Source organism: Salinimicrobium oceani, from assembly GCF_012037645.1.
Window position 1 is genome coordinate 171,910 of sequence record NZ_JAAVJR010000003.1, and the last position, 23,289, is coordinate 195,198.

At 42.8% G+C, this 23,289-nt stretch carries 14 protein-coding genes and 1 other RNA gene; 8 read left to right on the forward strand and 7 right to left on the reverse strand.

Going from position 1 to position 23,289, the window contains the following annotated elements; genetic code table 11:
• Window positions 1–22: 22 nt before the first annotated feature.
• On the reverse strand, window positions 23–1,453 hold the full coding sequence (locus HC175_RS06550) for an ATP-dependent DNA helicase (protein WP_438865919.1): 1,431 nt from the start codon (window positions 1,451–1,453) through the stop codon (window positions 23–25).
• Between the two features lie 125 nt (window positions 1,454–1,578).
• Here HC175_RS06550 and HC175_RS06555 point away from each other — a divergent pair, with 125 nt between their 5' ends.
• The 3 genes from HC175_RS06555 to HC175_RS06565 are packed head-to-tail and all read left to right on the forward strand — an operon-like array spanning window position 1,579 to window position 3,573.
• Window positions 1,579–2,229: a hypothetical protein gene (locus HC175_RS06555; RefSeq protein WP_168137692.1), complete on the forward strand. Its 651-nt coding sequence runs from the start codon at window positions 1,579–1,581 to the stop codon at window positions 2,227–2,229.
• On the forward strand, window positions 2,213–3,043 hold the full coding sequence (locus tag HC175_RS06560) for a DUF3822 family protein (RefSeq protein WP_262887221.1): 831 nt from the start codon (window positions 2,213–2,215) through the stop codon (window positions 3,041–3,043). Before HC175_RS06555 ends, HC175_RS06560 begins: the two co-directional genes overlap by 17 nt.
• Window positions 3,040–3,573 (forward strand): RsmD family RNA methyltransferase, encoded by a 534-nt coding sequence (locus HC175_RS06565; protein WP_168137694.1) that lies wholly within the window; start codon window positions 3,040–3,042, stop codon window positions 3,571–3,573. Before HC175_RS06560 ends, HC175_RS06565 begins: the two co-directional genes overlap by 4 nt.
• A gap of 388 nt (window positions 3,574–3,961) precedes the next feature.
• On the opposite strand, the gene rnpB is transcribed toward HC175_RS06565, so the two are convergent.
• Window positions 3,962–4,295: RNase P RNA component class A (gene rnpB, locus HC175_RS06570), an RNA gene on the reverse strand.
• Between the two features lie 151 nt (window positions 4,296–4,446).
• Between rnpB and HC175_RS06575 the strand changes: the two genes are divergently transcribed.
• Both HC175_RS06575 and HC175_RS06580 read left to right on the forward strand, forming a co-directional pair.
• A complete protein-coding gene (locus HC175_RS06575) occupies window positions 4,447–6,309 on the forward strand; it encodes a DNA polymerase III subunit gamma/tau (RefSeq protein ID WP_168137695.1) in 1,863 nt (620 codons plus the stop codon).
• 3 nt (window positions 6,310–6,312) lie between these two features.
• On the forward strand, window positions 6,313–6,894 hold the full coding sequence (locus HC175_RS06580; protein WP_168137696.1) for a MiaE family protein: 582 nt from the start codon (window positions 6,313–6,315) through the stop codon (window positions 6,892–6,894).
• On the opposite strand, the gene HC175_RS06585 is transcribed toward HC175_RS06580, so the two are convergent.
• The 4 genes from HC175_RS06585 to pdxH are packed head-to-tail and all read right to left on the reverse strand — an operon-like array spanning window position 6,881 to window position 11,032.
• Entirely contained in the window at window positions 6,881–7,792 is a 912-nt protein-coding gene (locus tag HC175_RS06585; protein WP_168137697.1) for a Ppx/GppA phosphatase family protein, read from the reverse strand. The two genes, HC175_RS06580 and HC175_RS06585, sit on opposite strands and share 14 nt — an antisense overlap.
• The gene (gene ppk1 / locus HC175_RS06590; RefSeq protein WP_168137698.1) at window positions 7,789–9,897 is read right to left on the reverse strand and encodes a polyphosphate kinase 1; all 2,109 of its coding nucleotides are present in this window, start codon (window positions 9,895–9,897) and stop codon (window positions 7,789–7,791) included. The genes HC175_RS06585 and ppk1 overlap by 4 nt, the downstream gene beginning before the upstream one ends.
• On the reverse strand, window positions 9,898–10,383 hold the full coding sequence (locus HC175_RS06595) for a SixA phosphatase family protein (RefSeq protein ID WP_168137699.1): 486 nt from the start codon (window positions 10,381–10,383) through the stop codon (window positions 9,898–9,900). It abuts the gene before it with no gap.
• A gap of 4 nt (window positions 10,384–10,387) precedes the next feature.
• A complete protein-coding gene (pdxH, locus tag HC175_RS06600; protein WP_168137700.1) occupies window positions 10,388–11,032 on the reverse strand; it encodes a pyridoxamine 5'-phosphate oxidase in 645 nt (214 codons plus the stop codon).
• A 624-nt stretch (window positions 11,033–11,656) separates the two neighbouring features.
• Between pdxH and HC175_RS06605 the strand changes: the two genes are divergently transcribed.
• The 3 genes from HC175_RS06605 to HC175_RS06615 are packed head-to-tail and all read left to right on the forward strand — an operon-like array spanning window position 11,657 to window position 22,139.
• Window positions 11,657–19,324 (forward strand): T9SS type B sorting domain-containing protein, encoded by a 7,668-nt coding sequence (locus tag HC175_RS06605; protein WP_209309939.1) that lies wholly within the window; start codon window positions 11,657–11,659, stop codon window positions 19,322–19,324.
• 10 nt (window positions 19,325–19,334) lie between these two features.
• Window positions 19,335–20,249 (forward strand): PorP/SprF family type IX secretion system membrane protein, encoded by a 915-nt coding sequence (locus tag HC175_RS06610; RefSeq protein ID WP_168137702.1) that lies wholly within the window; start codon window positions 19,335–19,337, stop codon window positions 20,247–20,249.
• A gap of 15 nt (window positions 20,250–20,264) precedes the next feature.
• Window positions 20,265–22,139, forward strand: a complete 1,875-nt coding sequence (locus tag HC175_RS06615) for an OmpA family protein (RefSeq protein WP_168137703.1) — start codon at window positions 20,265–20,267, stop codon at window positions 22,137–22,139.
• A gap of 488 nt (window positions 22,140–22,627) precedes the next feature.
• Here HC175_RS06615 and HC175_RS06620 read toward each other — a convergent pair whose 3' ends face one another.
• The gene (locus HC175_RS06620) at window positions 22,628–23,128 is read right to left on the reverse strand and encodes a CAP domain-containing protein (RefSeq protein WP_168137704.1); all 501 of its coding nucleotides are present in this window, start codon (window positions 23,126–23,128) and stop codon (window positions 22,628–22,630) included.
• Window positions 23,129–23,289 lie beyond the last annotated feature (161 nt).

Genomic DNA, 23,289 nt, shown 5'->3' on the forward strand with positions numbered 1-23,289 from the left:
GTTGTAAAAATACCATTTTTGACTAGTCTGCAGGGGCAAAGAAATCATCTTTGAAACCAATAAGGTATAACTTTTCCTGGGCACGTGTCACAGCGGTATACAACCAGCGAAGATAATCCTTATCGATCCCGTTGGGGAGATATGGCTGCTCAACAAAAACGGTATTCCATTGTCCACCCTGAGATTTGTGGCAGGTCATGGCGTAGGAGAATTTAATTTGAAGCGCATTGAAATACTTATTGTTTTTCACCTGCATGAATTTCTTGTACTTCGAGCGCTCTTCCTCGTAATCTTTCATCACTTCCTGGTACAACCGGTTGGATTCTTCATAGGTGAGGGAAGGGTTATTGCTTTCAAGGGTGTCCAGCAAAACCACGGTCTCAATGGGCTGCATATTAGGATAATCTACCATTTGCGCCTTCACTTCTGCAAAACGGAAACCATATAATTCCTTGATAGCAAAGATCTCCAGGATCTTGATGATGTCGCCGTTGGCTATAAACCCCGCTTCACTGTTGGGCTTAACCCAAAAATAATTGTTCTTCACCACCATGAGATAGTCGCCGGCCGAGATCTCTTCCTCCTGAAACAGGATCCTGTTCCTTATTTGTTGATTATAAAGATTGGCCCTTTTATTAGACCTAACAATAATCGTAGTATCCTCGTGGCCCAGGTTGCGGTAAGATTCTTCTATGGCTTCCATGATCTCATAACCATCAACCAGCCGAATAACATCTTTTTTACCACTCAATTCAAAATTAAAGGTTTCATAAAATTCTTCCCTAAGCGCCTCTCTTATTAAAGTAGCGTTGTGAAGGATATCGCTCTCCTCACTTTGCCGCACTACTTCATCAAGTTCTATATGCGTCACCTCCTTGAAATAGTTATTCCGAAGCTTTTGTTCTTCCAGGGCCGGACTCACCTCCAGTTTTACAGGGGGCAACTGTGCCGTGTCTCCTATTAAGATGAGTCGGCAATTATGACCAGAATAAACGTATTGCAAGAGATCATCCAAGAGAGAACCATTCTCGAACATTTGAGCATCATTATTGACATCGGGAATCATGGAGGCTTCATCCACAATAAAAATGCTGTTGCGATGCTTGTTTGGCTGCAGTACAAAACTCACTCCTGCTCCCGACTTTTTCTTCGGAAAATAGATCTTTTTATGAATGGTGAAGGCTTCCCTGCCAGAATAATTGGAGATCACCTTCGCAGCACGGCCGGTAGGTGCCAGCAAAATCCCGCTTTTCTTGACCTGCCACAGGTTCTTTACCAGAGCACTTATAATGGTGGTCTTTCCTGTACCTGCAAATCCTTTTAAAAGAAAGAGCGCATCTTTTTTTTCATCAACAACAAAAGAGGCTAATTGCTGCAGTGCTATGTCCTGTTTCACTTTGGCTTCAAAATTCAGGTCCTTGAGTAACAGGTTGTAGAATGTAGCAGCAGTCATTTTATCCATAAGCAGTTTCCTCTGAGCCCAAAGATAACACGGTTTTTTTCGGAAGAATCTTTTGTGAATAAAAAAAAATTGTAGATTTGCGTGGAACACTTAAATAAATCTTAATCTGCACCCACATGAAACTTGTAATTCAGTTAGTTCTTTGGATCGTAATTATCTTCCTTGGATATCTGGTTTTTAATTCAATTTATGAGCCTATTAAATTTAACGAAGTTAAGGAGGCACGATATGCCAAAGTAATTAATAACCTTAAAGACATAAGGGATGCAGAGCTGGCTCATCGCCAGGTGACAGGAAAATTTGTTGGAGACTGGGATAGTTTGGTTCGTTTTATTGATACTGCACAATTCACGCTTACTCAGAGAAGAGATACTACAGTAATGGACGAGGAGTATCGTAAAACTTATGGCGTAGATCGAAGAATTGAGATCGTAGTAATTGATACTTTAGGGTACAAATCCATCAAAGATTCTCTTTTCAAGGGAACAGACAGATATAAAACTATGATGAACATCCCTATTAAAGGAGTTGATCGCAAGTTTGATCTTACTGCCGGAACGGTAGATAAGAACGATACAAAAATTCCTGTTTTTGAAGCCAAAGTTCCTAAAGAAGTTATTCTTTACGACCAGGATCCAGATCTAGTGAACCAGGCTGAGGAAATAGTTGGCGTTGACGAAGTTCCTGGACCATTCATATCTGTAGGTTCTATGGAAGAAGTTAAAACCAGCGGTAACTGGCCACTTAAGTATGGTGACGCCGAGTAAGGTCGCAGAAAATAAAAATATAAAGTTGTCCATTCAGGTTAGCCTGAATGGACTTTCTTTTTGCGGTCTTTCTGTTCCAGAAAGAAGGATCATCTTTTTCAAAGATCTTCTTTTTACCCGAAAACTCAGCCCCGCTCAAGTACTTCAGGAAATTGAGAAACTGTATGAGCAGGAGCCTTTTTTGAGGCAGGAGGATCCTGAAGTTGTAGTGCTTTTTTCCAACGAACTCTACAATCTTGTTCCCCAGGCGTTCTTTAACGAAGAACACGCATCAGAATATTTGAAGTACAACACCAAGATCCTGGAAACAGATTATGTAGCACATGACGAGGTGACAGTAGCAAAAATGGTGAACGTTTACATTCCCTTTACCAACATCAATAACTTCTTTTTTGAAAAGCATGGAGAATTTGAATACCGGCATTGTGTAAGTGTACTCGCCGCAGAATTTCAGATCCAAAACAAATATCAGACTGCCGGAACTCGTGTATATCTCAACTGCTTTCCGGGAGGTTATGACTTACTGGTCTTTCAACAAGGGAAACTTCAGCTCGCTAACACCTTTAAATGTGCAACAAAAGAAGATTTTATCTACTATTTACTCTTTACTGCCGAGCAGCTTGACCTTGATCCCTCCAGGTTTGAATTGATCCTGTTAGGTCGCATTAAAGAGCGATCAGATTATTACGAGATCGCATATAACTATGTCAAGGAAATAAAATTCCTCGACACCTCCTTCGGCTTTATTTTTGCTTCAAAAGAAGAACCTCCAAAAGGTTATATGCATTATCCACTATTTAAAGTACTCGAATGAGGATAGTATCTGGAATACATAAAGGAAAGAAGATCATAGCTCCAAAAAAACTTCCTGTTAGGCCTACTACAGATTTTGCCAAGGAAGCACTTTTTAATATTTTAAATAATCAGTATCATTTCTCTGCCCTAAAGGTTATTGACCTCTTTAGCGGAACCGGAAATATTTCTTTTGAATTTGCCTCACGTGGGGCCATCGAGATTATAGCCGTAGATGCCCATTATGAGTGCGTGAAATTCATCAATAAAATTTCTGAAGAACTGGATCTACCTATTCGTACAGTTAAGAGTGACGCATTTAAGTTCCTTCAGGCAACAGGAGAAAAAGCAAATATCATTTTTGGCGATCCACCATATGATTTTGATGCCGAAGCCTTGTCGAGAATGGTAGACACTACTTTTTCAAGAGGCCTCCTGGAAGAGGGAGGGGTTTTGATCCTTGAACACTCGAAGAAAATGGATCTTTCTACCCTGGAACATTTTTCTGATGCTCGCAAATACGGGAATTCTGTATTTAGTTTTTTTGTTTAACTTAGTGCATGGCCCTACCCTTAAAGATCCTTGAACTGGAGTTTACGGTTCTTGAATTTCATCCCACCTATGTCCTCTCCAAACCCCGGGAAGGCCAGGTTCTGGCTGGAAAACAGGTGGCAGATCTTGTAGAGGTCTGTTCAGATTTCTATGCTGATCAAACCTTTGTTTACTTGTCTTACAGAGTAAACGATTACAATGTTAATCCCACGATTTATCTGCATCTTGAAAATGTGAAAAACCTTGCTGGAATTGGTGTGGTTAGCAAAAAGGTCTCTTCACTGAACATGGCAAATTTCGAGAAAAACTTCTGTAAACTTCCCTATGAGATCTTTATGGAGCTCCCTCCAGCCGTGGAATGGGTAAAAGAGGTAATTGCCGAAAAGAATAAAAAAGCAGACCTGTAAGCCGGATTCTGTTGTGGAATAAATTCCGCCCCTTATCATTTATCTGAGACTTCTGTTGCCAAAAGCCTTTAGCTGCCTACCCTCCGGCATCGGACGGGCAATCCTTAACAGCCGGTATACATGGCATTGCACCGCATAGAGTTTACCTGATTTCACTACAGCATTACCTGTACATCCTTTCTGTTGCACTAGTCCTATTCCATTCATGAAAATTCAGAATGAAATGGTGGGTGTTACCCACTATGCTGCCCTGTGGTGTCCGGACTTTCCTCCATTCCAGATCAAGTCTGAAACAGCGATAAGGCGGTCTGCTTCGGGCAAATATACACCAATAATGCCATTTTTGAGAGGTATAAAAAAGAAGTACCAATGTCACCTATGTCAACAGGTTTTTGTGGATAAAAACATACCTAGAAGCCCCCGCTTCGGTTTGGTATTTTTATATTTGTCCTTCTAAAGCATTTCAATGGAACATTTTGTAGTATCGGCGCGAAAATACCGGCCCCAGACTTTTAAAGACGTTGTGGGCCAGCAGGCTATTACCAATACACTTTTAAATGCCATTGAACATAATCACCTGGCACAGGCCCTGTTGTTCACCGGCCCAAGAGGCGTGGGAAAAACTACCTGCGCACGTATTTTGGCCAAGAAGATAAACCAGGATGGAGAACAGGATCCCAATGAAGATTTTGCATTCAACATTTTTGAGCTCGATGCTGCCTCCAACAACTCTGTAGATGATATTCGGAACCTTATCGACCAGGTTCGCATTCCGCCGCAGGTTGGGAAATACAAGGTATACATCATTGATGAGGTGCACATGCTCTCACAGGCAGCTTTCAATGCTTTTCTGAAAACGCTTGAAGAACCGCCCAAGCATGCGATCTTTATTCTGGCAACTACCGAAAAGCATAAGATCATTCCCACCATCCTCTCCCGGTGTCAAATTTTTGACTTCAAGAGAATAACAGTTAAAGATGCGAAAGAATATCTTGGGTTCATAGCTGGGCAGGAAGGCGTTGAAGCGGAAGATGATGCCCTTCATATCATTGCACAAAAGGCAGATGGCGCTATGCGGGATGCGCTGTCAATCTACGACAGGGTGGTGAGCTTCAGCGGAAAAAACCTAACGCGACAGGCCGTTACAGAAAACCTGAACGTTCTGGATTATGACACCTACATTACCGCGACAGACCTTATTTTGAAGAATGACATTCCGCAGTTGCTCTTATTGTTCAACGAGATCCTGTCTCACGGTTTTGACGGCCATCATTTTATTGCAGGCCTGGCTTCTCATTTCAGAGATCTGTTAGTTTGTAAAGATCCAAAGACCATCAACCTGCTGGAAGTAGGTGATAATACCAAAGCGTTGTATTACAAACAGGCACAGGAAGCTTCCGCTCCATTTTTACTGAAGGGAATAGAACTGGCCAATGAATGTGACCTGCAATACAAGAGCAGCCGAAATCAACGTCTATTGGTAGAGCTGTGTCTTATGCAGCTTGCCTCGGTCACGTTCGGCGAAGAAAAAAAAAAGGATAGGGCATACATAATTCCGCCGAACCACTTCACTGGTACACCCATTCCGGCGCCGGCATTGAAACTCAGTCCGAAGGAAAAGGAGGTCATAGTAAACAATGAGTACGCCACAGGAGATTCGGCTGCTCCAGCTGCAGCGCAAATCCCTAATTTGAGTAAAGAACCTGGAGATTGCGCACCCGAAAATCAGCCACAGGGAGAAATAAAACCTGAAGTACCAACTCCACCCGTTCATGACCCTGGAAATAATTCTCCAGGAGCAGCTACAAATGTTTCTTCGGAAGCAGCTGAACAGGAAGAGATCCAGGTAGATGTGATGCCCGAAGTTAGCCAGAAAGTTTCTGGCCTGTCCTTAAAAAGTATTCGAAAGAAAAAAGAACTGGAAGCTCAGAAGAGAGAAGCCAGGGCTGAAGTTGAGGTGGTAAAAAATGGCAAATTTTCCGAGGAGGAAATGCAGGCCGCCTGGCAGGAATTTAGTGAAGAGCAAAATGAAAAAGGAGAGAAGATCCTTGCTTCTATCATGCAAACCGACACCCCCGCACTTATAGGAAAGAACATATGCGTGGAATTGCCGAATGAAACCATGAAACTGGAACTGGAGAAAGTACAGTACCATTTAATGGGATTTTTAAAGGAAAAACTTCAAAACACCCATATCCAACTAAAAGTAACGGTAAATGAAAAAGCTGAAAAGAAGTTTGCTTTTACTGCTATTGAAAAGTTTGAGAAACTGAAAGAAAAAAATCCGATGATCGAAAAACTGCGTGCAACTTTTGATCTGGATATTTAAGTTATGTTAGGACTAAAATTACCCACAGACCCAAGATGGGTCAATATCGTTGAGAAGAATATCGAGGAAATCCTCACAGATCATGCATACTGCGAGCAAAAAGCTGCATCTACGGCAATTTCGTTGATTGTGACACATCCCGAATATTCGGAATTAGTCACTGCTATGACAGCCCTGGCGCGAGAAGAAATGGGTCACTTCAAAATGGTTCATGACCGAATTTTAGAACGCGGCTACACCCTGGGCCGAGACAGAAAGGATGAATATGTGGCGAAGTTGATGACCTTCTTTCCAAAAGGGGGCAGCCGGTTGACCAGCCTTGTTCATCGCTTACTCTATGCAGCTTTGATTGAAGCCAGAAGCTGCGAACGCTTCAGGTTGCTTTCAGAAAACCTGGAAGACAAGGAGCTGGCAGAATTTTATCGTAGCCTTATGGTAAGTGAAGCTAATCACTATACCATGTTTCTAAATTTTGCGCGAAAATATGGAGATCGTAAGGAGGTGGACCAAAAATGGCAAAATCTGCTTGAATTTGAGGCCGAGATCATGAGAGATCTTGGTAAATCTGAAACTATGCATGGGTAGAGGCTTTCTCCAGGCTCTCCTGGTAAAGCGACTTAATAATACCATCTGAAAGTCCTATTTTTGGCACATATATTCTACGGGCCCTCGTCCACTTCATGGCCGATAAATAGATCTTTGCAGCAGGAACGATAACATCTGCCCTGTCCTGGTTAAGATTCAACTGAGTGATACGCTCTTCATAGGTAAATGACTGCAGCAGCTGGTAGTAGGAACTCAGATACAAAAAGCTGAGGGGCTTTCCATTCGCTTTTCCGCTGCTCTTGAAGATGTTGTTGATGTTTCCTCCGGAACCTATAAGGTCGATCTTGGTATATTTTGCAGTCACTTTTTTGATCCAAACCTCCACCTCTTCCCAAACATCATCGGAAACCATATTTTCCAGCAGTCTCACAGTTCCAAGTTTAAAGGAACGAGACGCTATGGTTTTACCTGCCGAGTATAACGTAAATTCTGTACTTCCTCCTCCAACATCCACATACAGGTAGGTCTTATCACTTTGGATCAAAGCATTAAGATCTGTAGCAGCAATGATGGCTGCTTCATCATTACCATCAATGATGTTGATCTTGATGCCTGTTCTTTCTTCAATAAGCTGGGCTACTTCTTCTCCATTTTTAGATTCTCTCATAGCAGAAGTCGCACAAGCTTTGAACTTTTCGATCTTATGAGATCTCATGAGAAGCTTGAACGCCTCCATGGTGTCGATCATGCGCGTAATGTTCTCTTCAGATATCTTCTGAGAAAGAAAAACGTCGGCGCCAAGCCTTATAGGCACCCGCACTAACGAAGTTTTCTTGAAGAGCGGTTCTCTTCCTTCCTGTTCAGTAATGGTCATGATCAAAAGCCTTACGGCATTCGATCCAATATCAATAGCGGCATATTTTCTTTGGTGGATCAAACTTTTTCTTTTTCTGGTTCAAGCTTTTTCAGGTAGTAGTCATAGAGGGCGAATTGAGATCGAAGTGGCGGCCTGTTATTCCGTCGGTACGCGTTATCCTGTTTGAGAGAGATTACGCGGGCCTTTACATTGTCACTCCAGCAAATTTCAAAAGTTTCCATCAGCTCTCGTTGAATGTTCTCGTCATAGATAGGACAGGTGATCTCCACGCGATAATCCAGGTTTCGCGTCATCCAGTCGGCCGAAGAAATATATACTTTTGGCTGACCTGCATTTTCGAAAATGTAGATTCTTGGATGCTCGAGATATTTGTCGACTATACTAATGACCTGGATGTTTTCACTCATCCCTTCGATACCAGGAACAAGACAACAAATTCCGCGTACAATAAGCTTCATCTTCACTCCCGCCCTGCTCGCTTCATATAATTTGTCAATAAGGGCAAAATCTGACAGGCTGTTGAGTTTTAATCTTATTCCCGAAACCTTGCCTTCTCTCGCATTATCGATCTCGGTTTGTATCAGTTTTACCAGGCTGCTGCGAGTATAATGGGGAGAAACAATAAGATGCTTATAACGACTTACCTTGTAATTCACTTCAAAAAAGTCAAAGACTTTGTTGACTTCCTTCAGAATATTCTGGTCACTAGTAAATAATGTAAGGTCTGAATAGACCCGGGCAGTAGATTCATTGAGATTTCCGGTGCTAATAAATCCATATCGCACCAGTTTTCCGTTCTGCATTCTTTCTATTACACAGGCTTTGGAATGTACTTTTAGGCCTTTCACCCCAAAGATGAGATTTACGCCTTCCCGTTGCATTTGTTCGGCATAATTAATATTTGCGACCTCGTCAAACCTGGCGCGCAATTCAATTTGAACCGTTACTTTTTTTCCGTTTTTGACAGCATTTATAAGGGAACTGGCAATGTGAGATATTTTCGCCAGCCGGTAGATGGTTATTTTGATTGATTTTACTGCTGGATCTAGAGCTGCTTCTCTCAAAAACTTCACGGTATATGAAAAGGACTGGTAAGGAGTATGCAGGAGATAATCCCTTTTCGCAATCTCTTTAAAAAGACTTCCCTGAAGGACCAAACCGGGAACAGGAAGTGGCTCATAGGCCTTATACTGCAGCTCTTCTGAACCCAGACTTGGAAAATTCATGTAATCCCTGCGATTGTGATACCGGCCACCGGGAATAATACTGTCAGTTGCGTCTATGCCCATCTTCCGCATCAAATACTGCAGCGTGTCCTGCTCAATATTCATGTCATAGACGAACCTTACCGGCTCTCCTTCAATTCGTTCCCGTACGCTGGCAGAAATTTTTTCAATAAAAGATTTACTCAGGTCACTGTCAATATCCAGTTCTGCGTCGCGTGTTATTTTTATCATATGAGCCGTAATGTTCTCGTACTCAAAGATGTTGAAAATGGAATGAAGATGATATCTTATGAGGTCATCGAGTAAAATGATGTACTGCTTATCCCCTTCTTTCGGAAGCACAACAAATCTTTCGATACTCCGTGGAATTTCGATGAGCACGTACTTTTTTTCTTTTTGTTGCCCCCTAACAACCTGAGAATTTACCCTTTTTGGCACTGTATCTTTCATGACCATTTTTACGGCCAGGTAAGCTGCACTGTCCTTTAATCTTGGTAATTCGGCAAGGTCATTAAGTACAATGGTCACCAGCGCCGGACTCACTTTTTGTAAAAAGAAGTTCTTGAGATAGGCCTGCTGGGATTTCTTCACCTCCTTTTCATTAATGATGAATATGTTATGATCTTTCAGTTTATTCTGAATGGCATCAAGGATCTTCAGACTTTCAGTTTGCTGATCAATTACGATCTGGGTGATTTCCTCTAGCAGTTTGTTGGCTTTAATACCTCCCAGTACGCTCTTTCCTCCCTTACCTGCGAGATCAATGCGTTTTATGGTTGCATATCTTACCTTAAAGAACTCGTCGAGATTATTTGAAAAAATTCCGAGGAACCTCAATCGCTCAATCAGGGGAACGGTTTTATCTGCCGCCTCCTGTAAGACCCGGGCATTAAACTGCAGCCAGCTGAGCTCCCTGTTTATATACTGGTTGTTCTCCATTTATCTTAAATTCTTCGGGAATAAATATAGTAGCGTTTTGCCATTTTTGACACTGCTCCAGTCATTGGTCTCAAATTGGATCATACACAATCCTGTGGTAGGTATATTGGAAAAATTCTGATCTCCTAAGGTGTTTGCAACACCCGTCATAGCGGGATTATGTCCAAAGATCATTAAATTTTCAACAGCTTGATCGCAACTGCCAATCATCTTAAGGAGTGCATTCCTGTCAAAGGTGTACAGGTCTTTTTTAATTTGAAACCGAGCTTCAGGAATTTCCAATTCTTCCTGAAAGTATCTTGCTGTTGTCGCGGCTCTTACTGCAGGACTGCTCCACAGCTGAATTTCTTCAGGAACAAATTCAGAAAATGCATTTATAACCAGGGTCGCATCTTTGTAAGCGCGTTTTTTTAAGGGCCGTTCAACATCGGGCAAATCATCTACCCATGACGATTTGCCATGCCTTACCAGGATCAATTTCTTCATAGTTTTATGGTGCCAGGCGATCCATTTTCCAGGTCGTATCCTCCTTGCTGAAATAGATACGATCGTGCAGCCTGTTTGGTCTGCCCTGCCAGAATTCAAATTCTGATGGGATCACTTTATATCCTCCCCAATATACGGGTTTTGGAATTTCTTTTCCCGAAAATTCCTGTTCCAGCAATTCGAGTTTTTCCTGCAGGTAAGAACGAGAAGGAATGACCGAGCTTTGTTGAGAGGCCCATGCTCCCAGTTGACTTCCTCTGGGACGGGTCTGGAAATATGCTTGAGATTCCTCGTCTGTAGTCTTTTGGGCTAAGCCTTTGACCATAACCTGTCTTTCAGAACCTGGCCAGAAAAAGCTGAGACAAACCTTTGGGTTTCTTTCTATAGCCTTCCCTTTCTCAGATTCGTAGTTGGTATAGAACACAAAACCTTCACGATCGTATTCTTTTAAAAGGACCACCCTGGTTTTAGGAAAGCCGTCCAGGCCAATGGTAGAGAGGTTCATGGTGTTCACCTCTTCAACTTCCCTGTTTGCTTCTATTTCTTTTAACCAAACCTCAAATAATTCAAAAGGATTATTGGGAATTCCCTCCTCCAGTAACTCGTGTTTCTGGTAAAGCCTGCGGTAATCGTGGAGTTTATTTTTCATACTGCCAATTTACAAAATCTTCATTTTCCGGAAGTAAAAATCGACTGTAGAAAATGGACCTTATTTGTAAGAACAACTCAGTTCTTAATCAGGACATTAAGGTCTGGTTAAAGGCATAATGGAAGGCAAAATTCAGCGTCAAAAATAAGAAAATTTTAGGTCGATTTTTCTCACCTTTTTCACATCCTAAAGAGGGAATGACGGCGAGGATTTCTATGAATTTATGCTCTTTTAATCAGGGATAGTTTGCTGTTTATGTGTCGTTTGTCCGTAAAAACCCACACTACATCTAAAAGATTTGAAATTTCTTTTTTTAACAGATTATCGCGCTAATTTTACTTCAGAATAAGATTGAATAGTGCCCCAAATTGATCTGATTTCCCCCCAACAAGTCAGACAGAATTTGTAAGAAAAAAATTTTCAAGTTGTCCTTCCCTAAGGGATGATATGAACTTAACCGAGACCAACGAACAAAACATAAAAAAAGTAACCTCTTGAGGATTGGTTCTATGAACTAATACAAGAGCAGGTCACCATAATTCAAACATGACGACTATGATTTGGAAAACTACGCTAACCAAAATTTTCCTTCCTTCGAATAAAGTCTCCTCCAGCAGAGAGAACTTGCTATTCGGGAAAATTTTCTCGAACCTGGACTCTACAACCGCTCTATTAACGACATTGTTGTTTGCTTTGTCTTTTGGTGTCGGTGCACAGAACAACAATAATACTCCAAATAGTATTGTTTCTGGAGACAACTGTATTGTTTTTGACAGCTGTCCTGAAGACCAGGAAATATGTGCAACTACCATTCAGGACGGTGTTCTTGGAGCAATGGTGAACTGGACAACTCCAATCGTTTCTCAAACTTGTACTGGAAATGGCAATATTGGAAATTTCCAGATGTTATTTGAACTTAACGAAAATCTTCTAACAGAAGAATGCTGGTACTTTAACTGGATTACCAGGGCAGGTGGAAATGGCGGACACTTGAAGCTTTTCAATAGTGTTGATGCAGACGGTTCTAAAACCTCTATTGTTGCAACTCCTTTTTTAATTTTAAATCCAAATGCTGAGACTTCCTTTGAAATTCAACATGCTAATGGAGAATATTACATACAGTTATTCCTTGAGGATCAAAACGGAAATACTATTGAAAGTGGTGCAAAGCAACAGGTAACAAAGGCATCTGACACTTATACTTTTAATACTTTAAATCCTCAAACAGGGGTTTACCGTCTAAAATATGTTTTCACCTATGTTGGAAGTAAGCCATCAAACGCAAATACTGGAGATACTTTAATAGCAGTTGATGGTATACTTAATGACGACGGTTGTACAGGAGGAATAGACTTTACTGTTTCAGGACCGCAGCAGGGATTTTATCCTGTAGGTTCTCATGACCTTGTATATGTTGCTACCTATACAAGTAATACCGGAACAGTAAAAACGAAAACCTGTTCTTTTAACATAACTGTTACCGCCCCAGATAAACCTGTAGTTACTTCGGTGGTGCAGCCAACTTGTAGCTCTGCCGTAGGATCGATTGAAGTCGATGTGGTAGCGGGTCAGGAGTATAGCATAAATGGTACAGATTACCAACCTGGCGGAATTTTCGCCAATCTTTCTGAAGGAACTTATACAGTAAGTACGCGCAGTAGCAGTGTTTGTTACCCCGTACAATCTGAAGTTATTACGATCAACGCACAACCTGCAACTCCAGCTGCTCCGGTTGTTGCTGAAACTACTCAGCCAACATGTACTGTTGCTACCGGATCTTTCAGCATCACTGCAGTTGGCGGAATGGAATATAGCTTCAACGGAGGAACTTTTGGAACTGCAACTTCCTGGTCTGCTCTTGCTGCCGATACTTATACTGTAACTGCGAGAAACGCCGACGGATGTGTGTCTGAGGCGGTTTCTGTAACGATCAACACGCAGCCTGCAACTCCTGCTGCTCCAGTTGTAGCTGAAACTGTTCAGCCAACATGTACTGTAGCTATCGGATCTTTCAGCATCACTGCTGTTGCCGGAATGGAATATAGCTTCAACGGAGGAACTTTTGCTACTACAACTTCCTGGTCTGGACTTACTGCCGATACTTATACTGTAACTGCAAGAAACGCTGACGGATGTGTGTCTGATGCAGTTTCTGTAACAATAAACGCACAACCTGCAACTCCTGCTACTCCGGTTGTAGCTGAAACTTCTCAGCCAACATGTACTGTTGCTACCGGATCTTTCAGCATCACTGCTGTTACCGGAATGGAATATAGCTTTAACGGAGGAACTTATGGAACTACAACTTCATGGTCTGGTCTTGCTGCCGATACTTACACCGTTACTGCAAGAAACGCGGATGGATGTGTTTCTGATGCGGTTTCTGTAACGATCAATGCACAGCCTGCAACTCCTGCTACTCCGGTTGTAGCTGAAACTACTCAGCCAACATGTGCTGTAGCTACCGGATCTTTCAGCATCACTGCTGTTAGCGGAATGGAATATAGCTTCAACGGCGGAACTTTTGGAGCTACAACTTCCTGGTCTGCTCTTGCTGCCGATACTTACACCGTTACTGCAAGAAACGCTGACGGATGTGTTTCTGATGCAGTTTCTGTAACTATCAACGCACAACCCGCAACTCCTGCTGCTCCGGTTGTTGCTGAAACTGTTCAGCCAACATGTGCTGTAGCTACCGGATCTTTCAGCATCACTGCTGTCGCCGGAATGGAATATAGCTTTAACGGAGGAACTTATGGAACTACAACTTCATGGTCTGCTCTTGCAGCTGATACTTACACCGTTACTGCAAGAAACGCCGACGGATGTGTGTCTGATGCAGTTTCTGTAACGATCAACGCACAACCTGCAACTCCTGCTACTCCGGTTGTTGCTGAAACTACTCAGCCAACTTGTACTGTAGCTACCGGATCTTTCAGCATTACGGCTGTTAGCGGAATGGAATACAGCTTCAACGGAGGAACATATTCGGAAAATGTCACTTTTGACAACCTATCTGAAGGAACTTATACTGTAACTGCAAGAAACGCAGACGGATGTGTGTCTGATGCAGTTTCTGTAACGATCAACGCGCAACCTGCAACTCCTGCTACTCCGGTTGTTGCTGAAACTGTTCAGCCAACTTGTACTGTAGCTACCGGATCTTTCAGCATCACTGCTGTAAGCGGAATGGAATATAGCTTTAACGGAGGAACTTATGGAACTACAACTTCATGGTCTGGTCTTGCTGCCGATACTTTCACCGTTACTGCAAGAAACGCGGATGGATGTGTTTCTGATGCGGTTTCTGTAACGATCAATGCACAGCCTGCAACTCCTGCTACTCCGGTTGTAGCTGAAACTACTCAGCCAACATGTGCTGTAGCTACCGGATCTTTCAGCATTACAGCTGTTACCGGAATGGAATACAGCTTCAACGGAGGAACTTTTGGAACTGCAACTTCATGGTCTGGTCTGACTGCTGATACTTATACTGTAACTGCAAGAAACGCCGACGGATGTGTGTCTGATGCAGTTTCTGTAACGATCAGCGCACAACCTGCAACTCCTGCTGCTCCGGTTGTAGCTGAAACTACTCAGCCAACATGTGCTGTAGCTACCGGATCTTTCAGCATCACTGCTGTTAGCGGAATGGAATACAGCTTTAACGGCGGAACTTTTGGAACTACAACTTCCTGGTCTGGACTGACTGCTGATACATATACTGTAACTGCAAGAAACGCTGACGGATGTGTTTCTGATGCGGTTTCTGTAACGATCAACGCGCAACCTGCAACTCCTGCTACTCCGGTTGTAGCTGAAACTACTCAACCAACATGTACTGTTGCTACCGGATCTTTCAGCATCACTGCAGTTAGCGGAATGGAATATAGCTTCAACGGCGGAACATACTCTGAAAATGTCACTTTTGACAACCTATCCGAAGGAACATATACTGTAACTGCAAGAAACGCGGACGGATGTATTTCTGATGCAGTTTCTGTAACGATCAACGCGCAGCCTGCAACTCCTGCTACTCCGGTTGTTGCTTCCACTACTCAGCCAACTTGTACCGTCGCCACCGGATCTTTCAGCATCACAGCTGTGGCCGGAATGGAATACAGCTTTAACGGCGGAACTTTTGGAACTACAACTTCCTGGTCCGGACTTACTGCCGATACTTATACTGTAACTGCAAGAAACGCCGACGGATGTATTTCTGATGCGGTTTCTGTAACAATAAACGCACAACCTGAGACTCCTGCTGCTCCAGTTGTTGCTGAAACTGTTCAGCCAACATGTGCTGTTGCTACCGGATCTTTCAGCATCACTGCTGTTAGCGGAGTGGAATATAGCTTCAACGGTGGAACATACTCTGAAAATGTCACTTTTGACAACCTATCTGAGGGAACTTATACTGTAACTGCAAGAAACGCTGAGGGATGTATTTCTGATGCGGTTTCTGTAACGATCAACGCACAGCCTGCAACTCCTGCTGCTCCGGTTGTAGCTGAAACTACTCAGCCAACCTGTACTGTTGCTACCGGATCTTTCAGCATCATTGCTGTAGCCGGAATGGAATACAACTTTAACGGTGGAACTTTTGGAACTACAACTTCCTGGACTGGACTTACTGCCGATACTTATACTGTAACTGCAAGAAACGCCGACGGATGTGTTTCTGATGCAGTTTCTGTAACGATCAACGCACAGCCTGCAACTCCTGCTGCTCCGGTTGTTGCTGAAACTGTTCAGCCAACATGTGCTGTAGCTACCGGATCTTTCAGCATCTCTGCTGTTAGCGGATTGGAATATAGCTTTAACGGCGGAACTTTTGGAACTACAACTTCCTGGTCTGCTCTTGCAGCTGATACTTATACCGTAACTGCAAGAAACGCCGACGGATGTGTTTCCGAAGCGGTTTCTGTAACGATCAACGCACAACCTGCAACTCCTGCTGCTCCGGTTGTTGCTGAAACTACTCAGCCAAGCTGTACTGTAGCTACCGGATCTTTCAGCATCACAGCAGTTAGCGGAATGGAATACAGCTTCAACGGTGGAACTTTTGGAACTACAACTTCATGGTCTGGTCTTGCTGCCGATTCTTATACTGTAACTGCAAGAAACGCTGAGGGATGTGTGTCTGATGCGGTTTCTGTAACAATAAACGCACAACCTGCAACACCAGCTACTCCGGTTGTAGCTGAAACTACTCAGCCAACGTGTGCTGTTGCTACCGGAACTTTCAGCATTACAGCTGTTGCCGGAATGGAATACAGCTTCAACGGAGGAACATACTCGGAAAATGTCACTTTTGACAACCTATCTGAAGGAACTTACACCGTTACTGCAAGAAACGCTGACGGATGTGTTTCTGATGCGGTTTCTGTAACGATCAACGCACAACCTGCAACTCCTGCTACTCCGGTTGTAGCTGAAACTACTCAGCCAACTTGTAATGTAGCTACCGGATCTTTCAGCATCACTGCTGTTGCCGGAATGGAATACAGCTTCAACGGAGGAACTTTTGGAACTACAACTTCATGGTCTGGGCTGACTGCTGATACTTACACCGTTACTGCAAGAAACGCTGACGGATGTGTGTCTGATGCAGTTTCTGTAACAATAAACGCACAACCTGCAACTCCTGCTGCTCCGGTTGTAGCTGAAACTACTCAGCCAACATGTGCTGTAGCCACCGGATCTTTCAGCATCACTGCTGTTAGCGGAATGGAATACAGCTTTAACGGCGGAACTTTTGGAACTACAACTTCCTGGTCTGCTCTTACTGCCGATACTTATACTGTAACTGCAAGAAACGCCGACGGATGTATTTCCGAAGCGGTTTCAGTAACAATAAACGCACAACCTGCAACTCCTGCAACTCCGGTTGTTGCTTCCACTACTCAGCCAACTTGTACTGTTGCTACCGGATCTTTCAGCATTACTGCTGTTAGCGGAATGGAATACAGCTTCAACGGCGGAACTTTTGGAACTACAACTTCCTGGTCTGCTCTTGCTGCCGATACTTATACTGTAACTGCAAGAAACGCTGACGGATGTGTGTCTGATGCAGTTTCTGTAACAATAAACGCACAACCTGCAACTCCTGCTACTCCGGTTGTAGCTGAAACTGTTCAGCCAACTTGTACTGTAGCTACCGGATCTTTCAGCATCACTGCTGTTACCGGAATGGAATACAGCTTTAACGGCGGAACTTTTGGAACTACAACTTCCTGGTCTGGGCTGACTGCTGATACTTACACCGTTACTGCAAGAAACGCTGACGGATGTATTTCTGATGCAGTTTCTGTAACGATCAACACGCAGCCTGCAACTCCTGCTGCTCCGGTTGTTGCTGAAACTGTTCAGCCAAGCTGTACTGTAGCTACCGGATCTTTCAGCATCACTGCTGTTAGCGGAATGGAATACAGCTTTAACGGCGGAACTTTTGGAACTACAACTTCCTGGTCTGGACTTGCTGCTGATACTTACACCGTTACTGGAAGAAACGCCGACGGATGTGTTTCCGAAGCAGTTTCAGTAACTATCAACGCACAGCCTGCAACTCCTGCTGCTCCGGTTGTTGCTGAAACTGTTCAGCCAACCTGTACTGTTGCTACCGGATCTTTCAGCATTACAGCTGTCGCCGGAATGGAATACAGCTTCAACGGAGGAACATACTCGGAAAATGTCACTTTTGACAACCTATCTGAAGGAACTTATACTGTAACTGCAAGAAACGCCGACGGATGTGTGTCTGATGCAGTTTCTGTAACTATCAACGCTCAACCTGCAACTCCTGCTGCTCCAGTTGTAGCTGAAACTGTTCAGCCAACATGTGCTGTAGCTACCGGATCTTTCAGCATCACTGCTGTTAGCGGAATGGAATACAGCTTCAACGGCGGAACTTTTGGAACTACAACTTCCTGGTCTGGACTTACTGCCGATACTTACACTGTAACTGCAAGAAACGCGGACGGATGTATTTCTGATGCGGTTTCTGTAAGCATCAATGCACAACCTGCAACTCCTGCTGCTCCAGTTGTAGCTGAAACTGTTCAGCCAAGCTGTACTGTAGCTACCGGATCTTTCAGCATCACTGCTGTTAGCGGAATGGAATACAGTTTTAACGGCGGAACTTTTGGAACTACAACTTCCTGGTCTGGACTTACTGCCGATACTTATACTGTAACTGCAAGAAACGCCGACGGATGTGTTTCCGAAGCAGTTTCTGTAACGATCAACACGCAACCTGCAACTCCTGCTACTCCGGTTGTAGCTGAAACTGTTCAGCCAACATGTACTGTTGCTACCGGATCTTTCAGCATCACTGCTGTTAGCGGAATGGAATACAGCTTTAACGGGGGAACTTATGGAACTACAACTTCATGGTCTGGTCTTGCTGCCGATACTTACACCGTTACTGCAAGAAACGCCGACGGATGTGTGTCTGATGCAGTTTCTGTAACGATCAACACGCAGGAGTCGATCCCTGCTACTCCAGTAGTTGAGGAGCTCATGCAGCCAACTTGCGAAGATCCAACTGGATTTGTAATGCTTACACTGGTTGACAATATCACATTTATCTTAACAGATGCTAATGGAAATGAATTTGAGGATGAAGATGCTAACGGAATTTTCGAAGACCTTGCTCCTGGAACTTATTCTGTTGTTGCAGTGAACGAAGATGGTTGTGAATCAGAGTCAGCTACTATAACCGTAGAGGAGCCTCAAGGTAATGTTACCGTTAACAACCCAACAAGCCCAATATGTGACGATTCAGAAATGTTTGACCTTGATAGCCTTGTTAGTGGTACTGCGACTGGAACCTGGGTTGATACAGATCAAACGGGAGCACTGTCTGGAAGTAATTTAAACCCAGATATGCCTGCTGGTTTTTACACCTTCACTTATGTTGTTGAAGGGGCATGTTCTTCAAGCACAGATATCACTGTAGAAATAGAGGATTGCGGACAGGTTCTTCCCTGTGAGATCCAGGATATTAGAAACAGCATCTCTAAAGCGGTTACTCCAAATGGAGACCAGATCAACGATGAGTTCGAAGTCGGAATCGGGATCAACTGTGATTTCACCTATACACTTCAGGTATTCAACCGTTGGGGGAATGAAGTCTATAAATCCAACAACTACACAGGTGGTTGGGACGGAACCTCCAGTAGCTCTGTTACCGGGGATCAATTACCATCTGGAACCTACTACTATATAGTTGAAATTAAACAAAGCGGATTTGAACCTATCCAGGGTTACATTTATCTAGGAACAAAATAAATTAATGAACATGAAAAAAATCTACCCAATATTAATCCTTCTGTTTGTTAGTGTATGTGCCAATGCGCAGCAGTTGCCCCAATTCACGCAGTACATGTACAACACTATTTCCATCAATCCGGCGTATGCGGGGAACCGCGATGCTATTTCGGTGGTTGGACTACACAGGAGTCAGTGGGCAGGAATAGACGGAGCTCCCGAAACTCAGACCTTATCCATACATTCCCCCTTGAGAAATGAAAAGATAGGTTTAGGTGTTTCTGTGATTAACGACAACATAGGTTATGAAAATTACACTTATGCCTATGCAGATTTCTCTTATACCATCAACGTTAGTGATAACACTACGCTTTCCATGGGCCTTAAAGGTGGAATGAGCTACTACAACCTCGAAGAGGAACTAATGACCAATGTACCCGATGATCCATTTTTTCGGGGAGATACTTTTAATCGCTGGACGCCAAATTTTGGAGCTGGACTTTACCTCTCTTCTCAGGAATGGTACCTTGGCCTTTCGGCTCCTAAGTTCATCAACAATGACAACAATGACCTGGAGGGAAGCGATTACGTGGCACTGGAACAGGTGCATTATTATTTGACTGGAGGTTATGTCTTTGATCTTAGTGAAAACGTTAAACTTCGCCCTACTTCCCTCTTAAAAATGACAAAAGGAGCTCCTCTTTCAGTAGATGTTTCAGGAACCTTTATCTTCAATGAAAAATTATATCTGGGCGCAAATTACAGGTTTGATGATGCGGTTGGAGCATTCGTAGATTTCCAGATCCTACCAAGTTTTAGAGTGGGTTATGGTTATGAATATTCTGTTTCAGATTTGCAACCCTATACTTCAGGTTCTCATGAGATCCTGTTGATCTATGAATTAAGATTAGGAAATACAAAATACAAATCCCCAAGGTTCTTCTAATTAAAATAAAGGATTATGAACAAAAAATACTTTCTGCTTCTGTTACTCTTCCTTCCTGCTATTCTCTTCGCCCAGGCGTCGAAGCAGAAGAAGGCAGACAGGTACTATGAGAACTTCGCCTACACCAAAGCAATAGAAGAATATAAAGACCTGTTGGAAAAAGAGTATAACCAGGCTTATAACCAGCAGCAACTTGCCAACAGCTACTACAAACTCAGAGACCCTGAAAATGCTGTAAAATATTACGCAATGGTAGTGGAACAACCCAATGTTTCCCCAGAGGTATATTTCAATTACGCCCAAATGTTACGCGGAGTGAGAGAATATGAAGCTTCACGCAGGTGGCTTGAAAAATACCAGGAAGCAGCTCGAAATCCCAAAGGAGTCGAACAATTGCTGAAAAGTGGAGACATTAACGTCTATAAAGGCCTGGAAAGCTTTAGAGTAAGACCGGCTGGTTTTAATTCCCAGTTTAGTGACTTCGGAAGTTTTGAGAACAATGGAACCATTTACTTCACTTCAGCAAGAGGAACTGCCGACACTAAGACTAAGATCTATGATTGGACGGGAGAGCCCTTCCTTGATATTTACAAGGTTACTGCCGGAAGTAATACAGTAAATCCCGTAAGCGGCGACGTTAATACAGTACGCCATGAAGGGCCGGTTACTCTGTCGGCCGATGGAAATACCATGTACTTCACACGTAATAATTATCTTAAGCGCGACGGGAAGAAAGATGATGAAGGGATAAACCATCTTAAAATTTACAAGGCATCCCTGGTAAATGGATCCTGGTCAAATATTGAAGAGCTGCCTTTTAGCAATAATGAATATTCGGTGGGACATCCAAGTCTTTCGGCCGATGGCAGGACCTTATATTTTGTTTCAGAAGCACCCGGCGGCATGGGAGGATCTGACATTTATAAAGTAAGTCTTGAAAATGGCATTTTTGGAACTCCAGAAAATTTGGGAGCTCCTGTAAATACTCCCGGAAATGAGGTTTTCCCTTTTATAGCTGAAAATGGTAATTTCTACTTTTCTTCAGATGGACATAAAGGATATGGTCTGTTAGATGTATTTGTAGTTACTACTGAAGCTCCAGGAAATGTTCAGAATCTGGGCGAACCTGTAAACAGCAGCATGGATGATTTCTCTTTTTCAGTTTCGGGAGCAGAGAACACTAAGGGCTTCATTTCTTCAAACCGCACGGGTGGCCAGGGGAATGATGACATTTATGAACTCAACATTCTCGCACCCCTTGTTCTAAAAGGAAAGGTCACAGATTCTATTAATGATAAACCTATTGCTAATGCTACCCTAAGGCTTCTGGATCAATCAAATCAACAGCTCGCCGTGCTGGAAACAGATTCTGTTGGAAACTATCAGGTGGAGATTGCAAGAGATAAGACTTATCCTTTAGAGTCAAAACACATTAAGTACAACACCAAAATGGAGGAGATCAATACTTCCAGCATGGATGAAAAGACAGAACTAGTTCATAATATCGAATTATCTCCAATTAACGACGTAGAATATCTTGCTGAGATCAATAAGATCTATTTTGACTTTGATAAGGCAAACATCCGTCCAGATGCTGCCACAGAACTGGATAAACTTGTTAACCTGATGAAGAATGAGTATCCAGAGCTGGTGATCGAAATTGGTTCCCATACAGACAGAAGAGGATCTGCCGCATATAACCGCAGACTTGCAGAAAGACGTGCCCAGGCTACTCGTGACTACCTTGTGAAAAACGGTATAGCTGCAGAAAGAATTGTGACCTATAAAGGTTATGGTGAGGAGCAACCAGAAGTTGACTGTACAACTTGTAATGAAGAACAACATCAGCTTAATCGCAGATCGATTTTCAAAGTGGTGAAAATGGAATAAGATCATTTTCTAACCAACCATCGAAGAGGAGGCTTTTATAGCCTCCTTTTCATTTTTGAAATCTTGGGGTCCTTTAAAAGCAGGGAATGTAATTCATGTAATACCAGTTAATCTTGTAGAATATAAACGAGCAGGTAAATTGCGGCGTCAAGTAAAGCTGAAGTATTTGACAGCTTCCCTCCGGCCTGTTTTAAGGAGCTTCATATTTTATGGATGATCCTTATCTCCTTTCAGCAGGTCTCAATAAAAGATCTGGAGAGCAGACTTGATTTATTTATTCCGGCATTTGCGATTGTTTTCTGGCTGCTTATGAAGCGGGGAATTTGTGAGTTAGTGTAGGGATCAGGTCGGCAGTATCTATTCAATTAAGAGCTCCTCTAAGATCATTATTCCCTACCATAGTTAATAGAAATAAAAAAGAGGCTGAAAAGCCTCTTTTTACTAACCTTAAAAAACTATGAAAAGAAAAGTATGCAGCCGTTTCTAAATTATTTTTTGACAAAGATATTGGTAAAGTAAAGCTTCCCATCTTTAGCTTCTTTTACAGAAATTCCGAAATGTGTATGATCGCCTTCTAAGTTTTTACGATGGCCATCACTTTTGATCCAAGCATTTACCACAGCATCTGCGGTACGAAAACCAAATGCAACATTCTCACTCACCGCTTTTGCATTAACGGAATTGACTAAAGCCTGATATCTGTTTCCGAAGAAATCATGACACACCTCATCATTTTCGATCATGTGCTCATTATGTGATGCCGCCTGAACTGAACCTTCAGCAAGGTCTACTAGTTCAGACAATCCTTTTTGGGCCCGGTAGGCATTAACTAAATCCAGTATTTCAGTTTCTATGGAGGAATACTCAACAGGTGCGGGTTTGGTAGTAAGATCGGCAGTTTCCATTTCCTCTACGCTATCCTTGGAGCAGGATGTAAGAGAAAACACACAAATTGCCAGTAACCAAACGGAGTAGGTTAAGTTCTTCATAATAAATTGATCTGTAGGTTTGGGATAGGAAAAGTAAGAATTATTTCCGATAAACAATCAATTTAATCGATGAACTACACAACAAAGTCAAATTTTAACACTAATTTAGCATTTCCCTACAAGATTCAGGGAAATTCCATATAAGATAAAGTGTAAAATAA

Excerpts from the sequence above, each read along its gene's own strand:
- HC175_RS06550 (WP_438865919.1), bottom strand. The coding sequence starts at position 1,453 with ATGACTGCTGCTACATTCTACAACCTGTTACTCAAGGACCTGAATTTT.
- HC175_RS06555 (WP_168137692.1), top strand. The coding sequence starts at position 1,579 with ATGAAACTTGTAATTCAGTTAGTTCTTTGGATCGTAATTATCTTCCTT.
- HC175_RS06560 (WP_262887221.1), top strand. The coding sequence starts at position 2,213 with ATGGTGACGCCGAGTAAGGTCGCAGAAAATAAAAATATAAAGTTGTCC.
- HC175_RS06565 (WP_168137694.1), top strand. The coding sequence starts at position 3,040 with ATGAGGATAGTATCTGGAATACATAAAGGAAAGAAGATCATAGCTCCA.
- HC175_RS06575 (WP_168137695.1), top strand. The coding sequence starts at position 4,447 with ATGGAACATTTTGTAGTATCGGCGCGAAAATACCGGCCCCAGACTTTT.
- HC175_RS06580 (WP_168137696.1), top strand. The coding sequence starts at position 6,313 with ATGTTAGGACTAAAATTACCCACAGACCCAAGATGGGTCAATATCGTT.
- ppk1 (WP_168137698.1), bottom strand. The coding sequence starts at position 9,897 with ATGGAGAACAACCAGTATATAAACAGGGAGCTCAGCTGGCTGCAGTTT.
- HC175_RS06595 (WP_168137699.1), bottom strand. The coding sequence starts at position 10,383 with ATGAAGAAATTGATCCTGGTAAGGCATGGCAAATCGTCATGGGTAGAT.
- pdxH (WP_168137700.1), bottom strand. The coding sequence starts at position 11,032 with ATGAAAAATAAACTCCACGATTACCGCAGGCTTTACCAGAAACACGAG.
- HC175_RS06610 (WP_168137702.1), top strand. The coding sequence starts at position 19,335 with ATGAAAAAAATCTACCCAATATTAATCCTTCTGTTTGTTAGTGTATGT.
- HC175_RS06615 (WP_168137703.1), top strand. The coding sequence starts at position 20,265 with ATGAACAAAAAATACTTTCTGCTTCTGTTACTCTTCCTTCCTGCTATT.
- HC175_RS06620 (WP_168137704.1), bottom strand. The coding sequence starts at position 23,128 with ATGAAGAACTTAACCTACTCCGTTTGGTTACTGGCAATTTGTGTGTTT.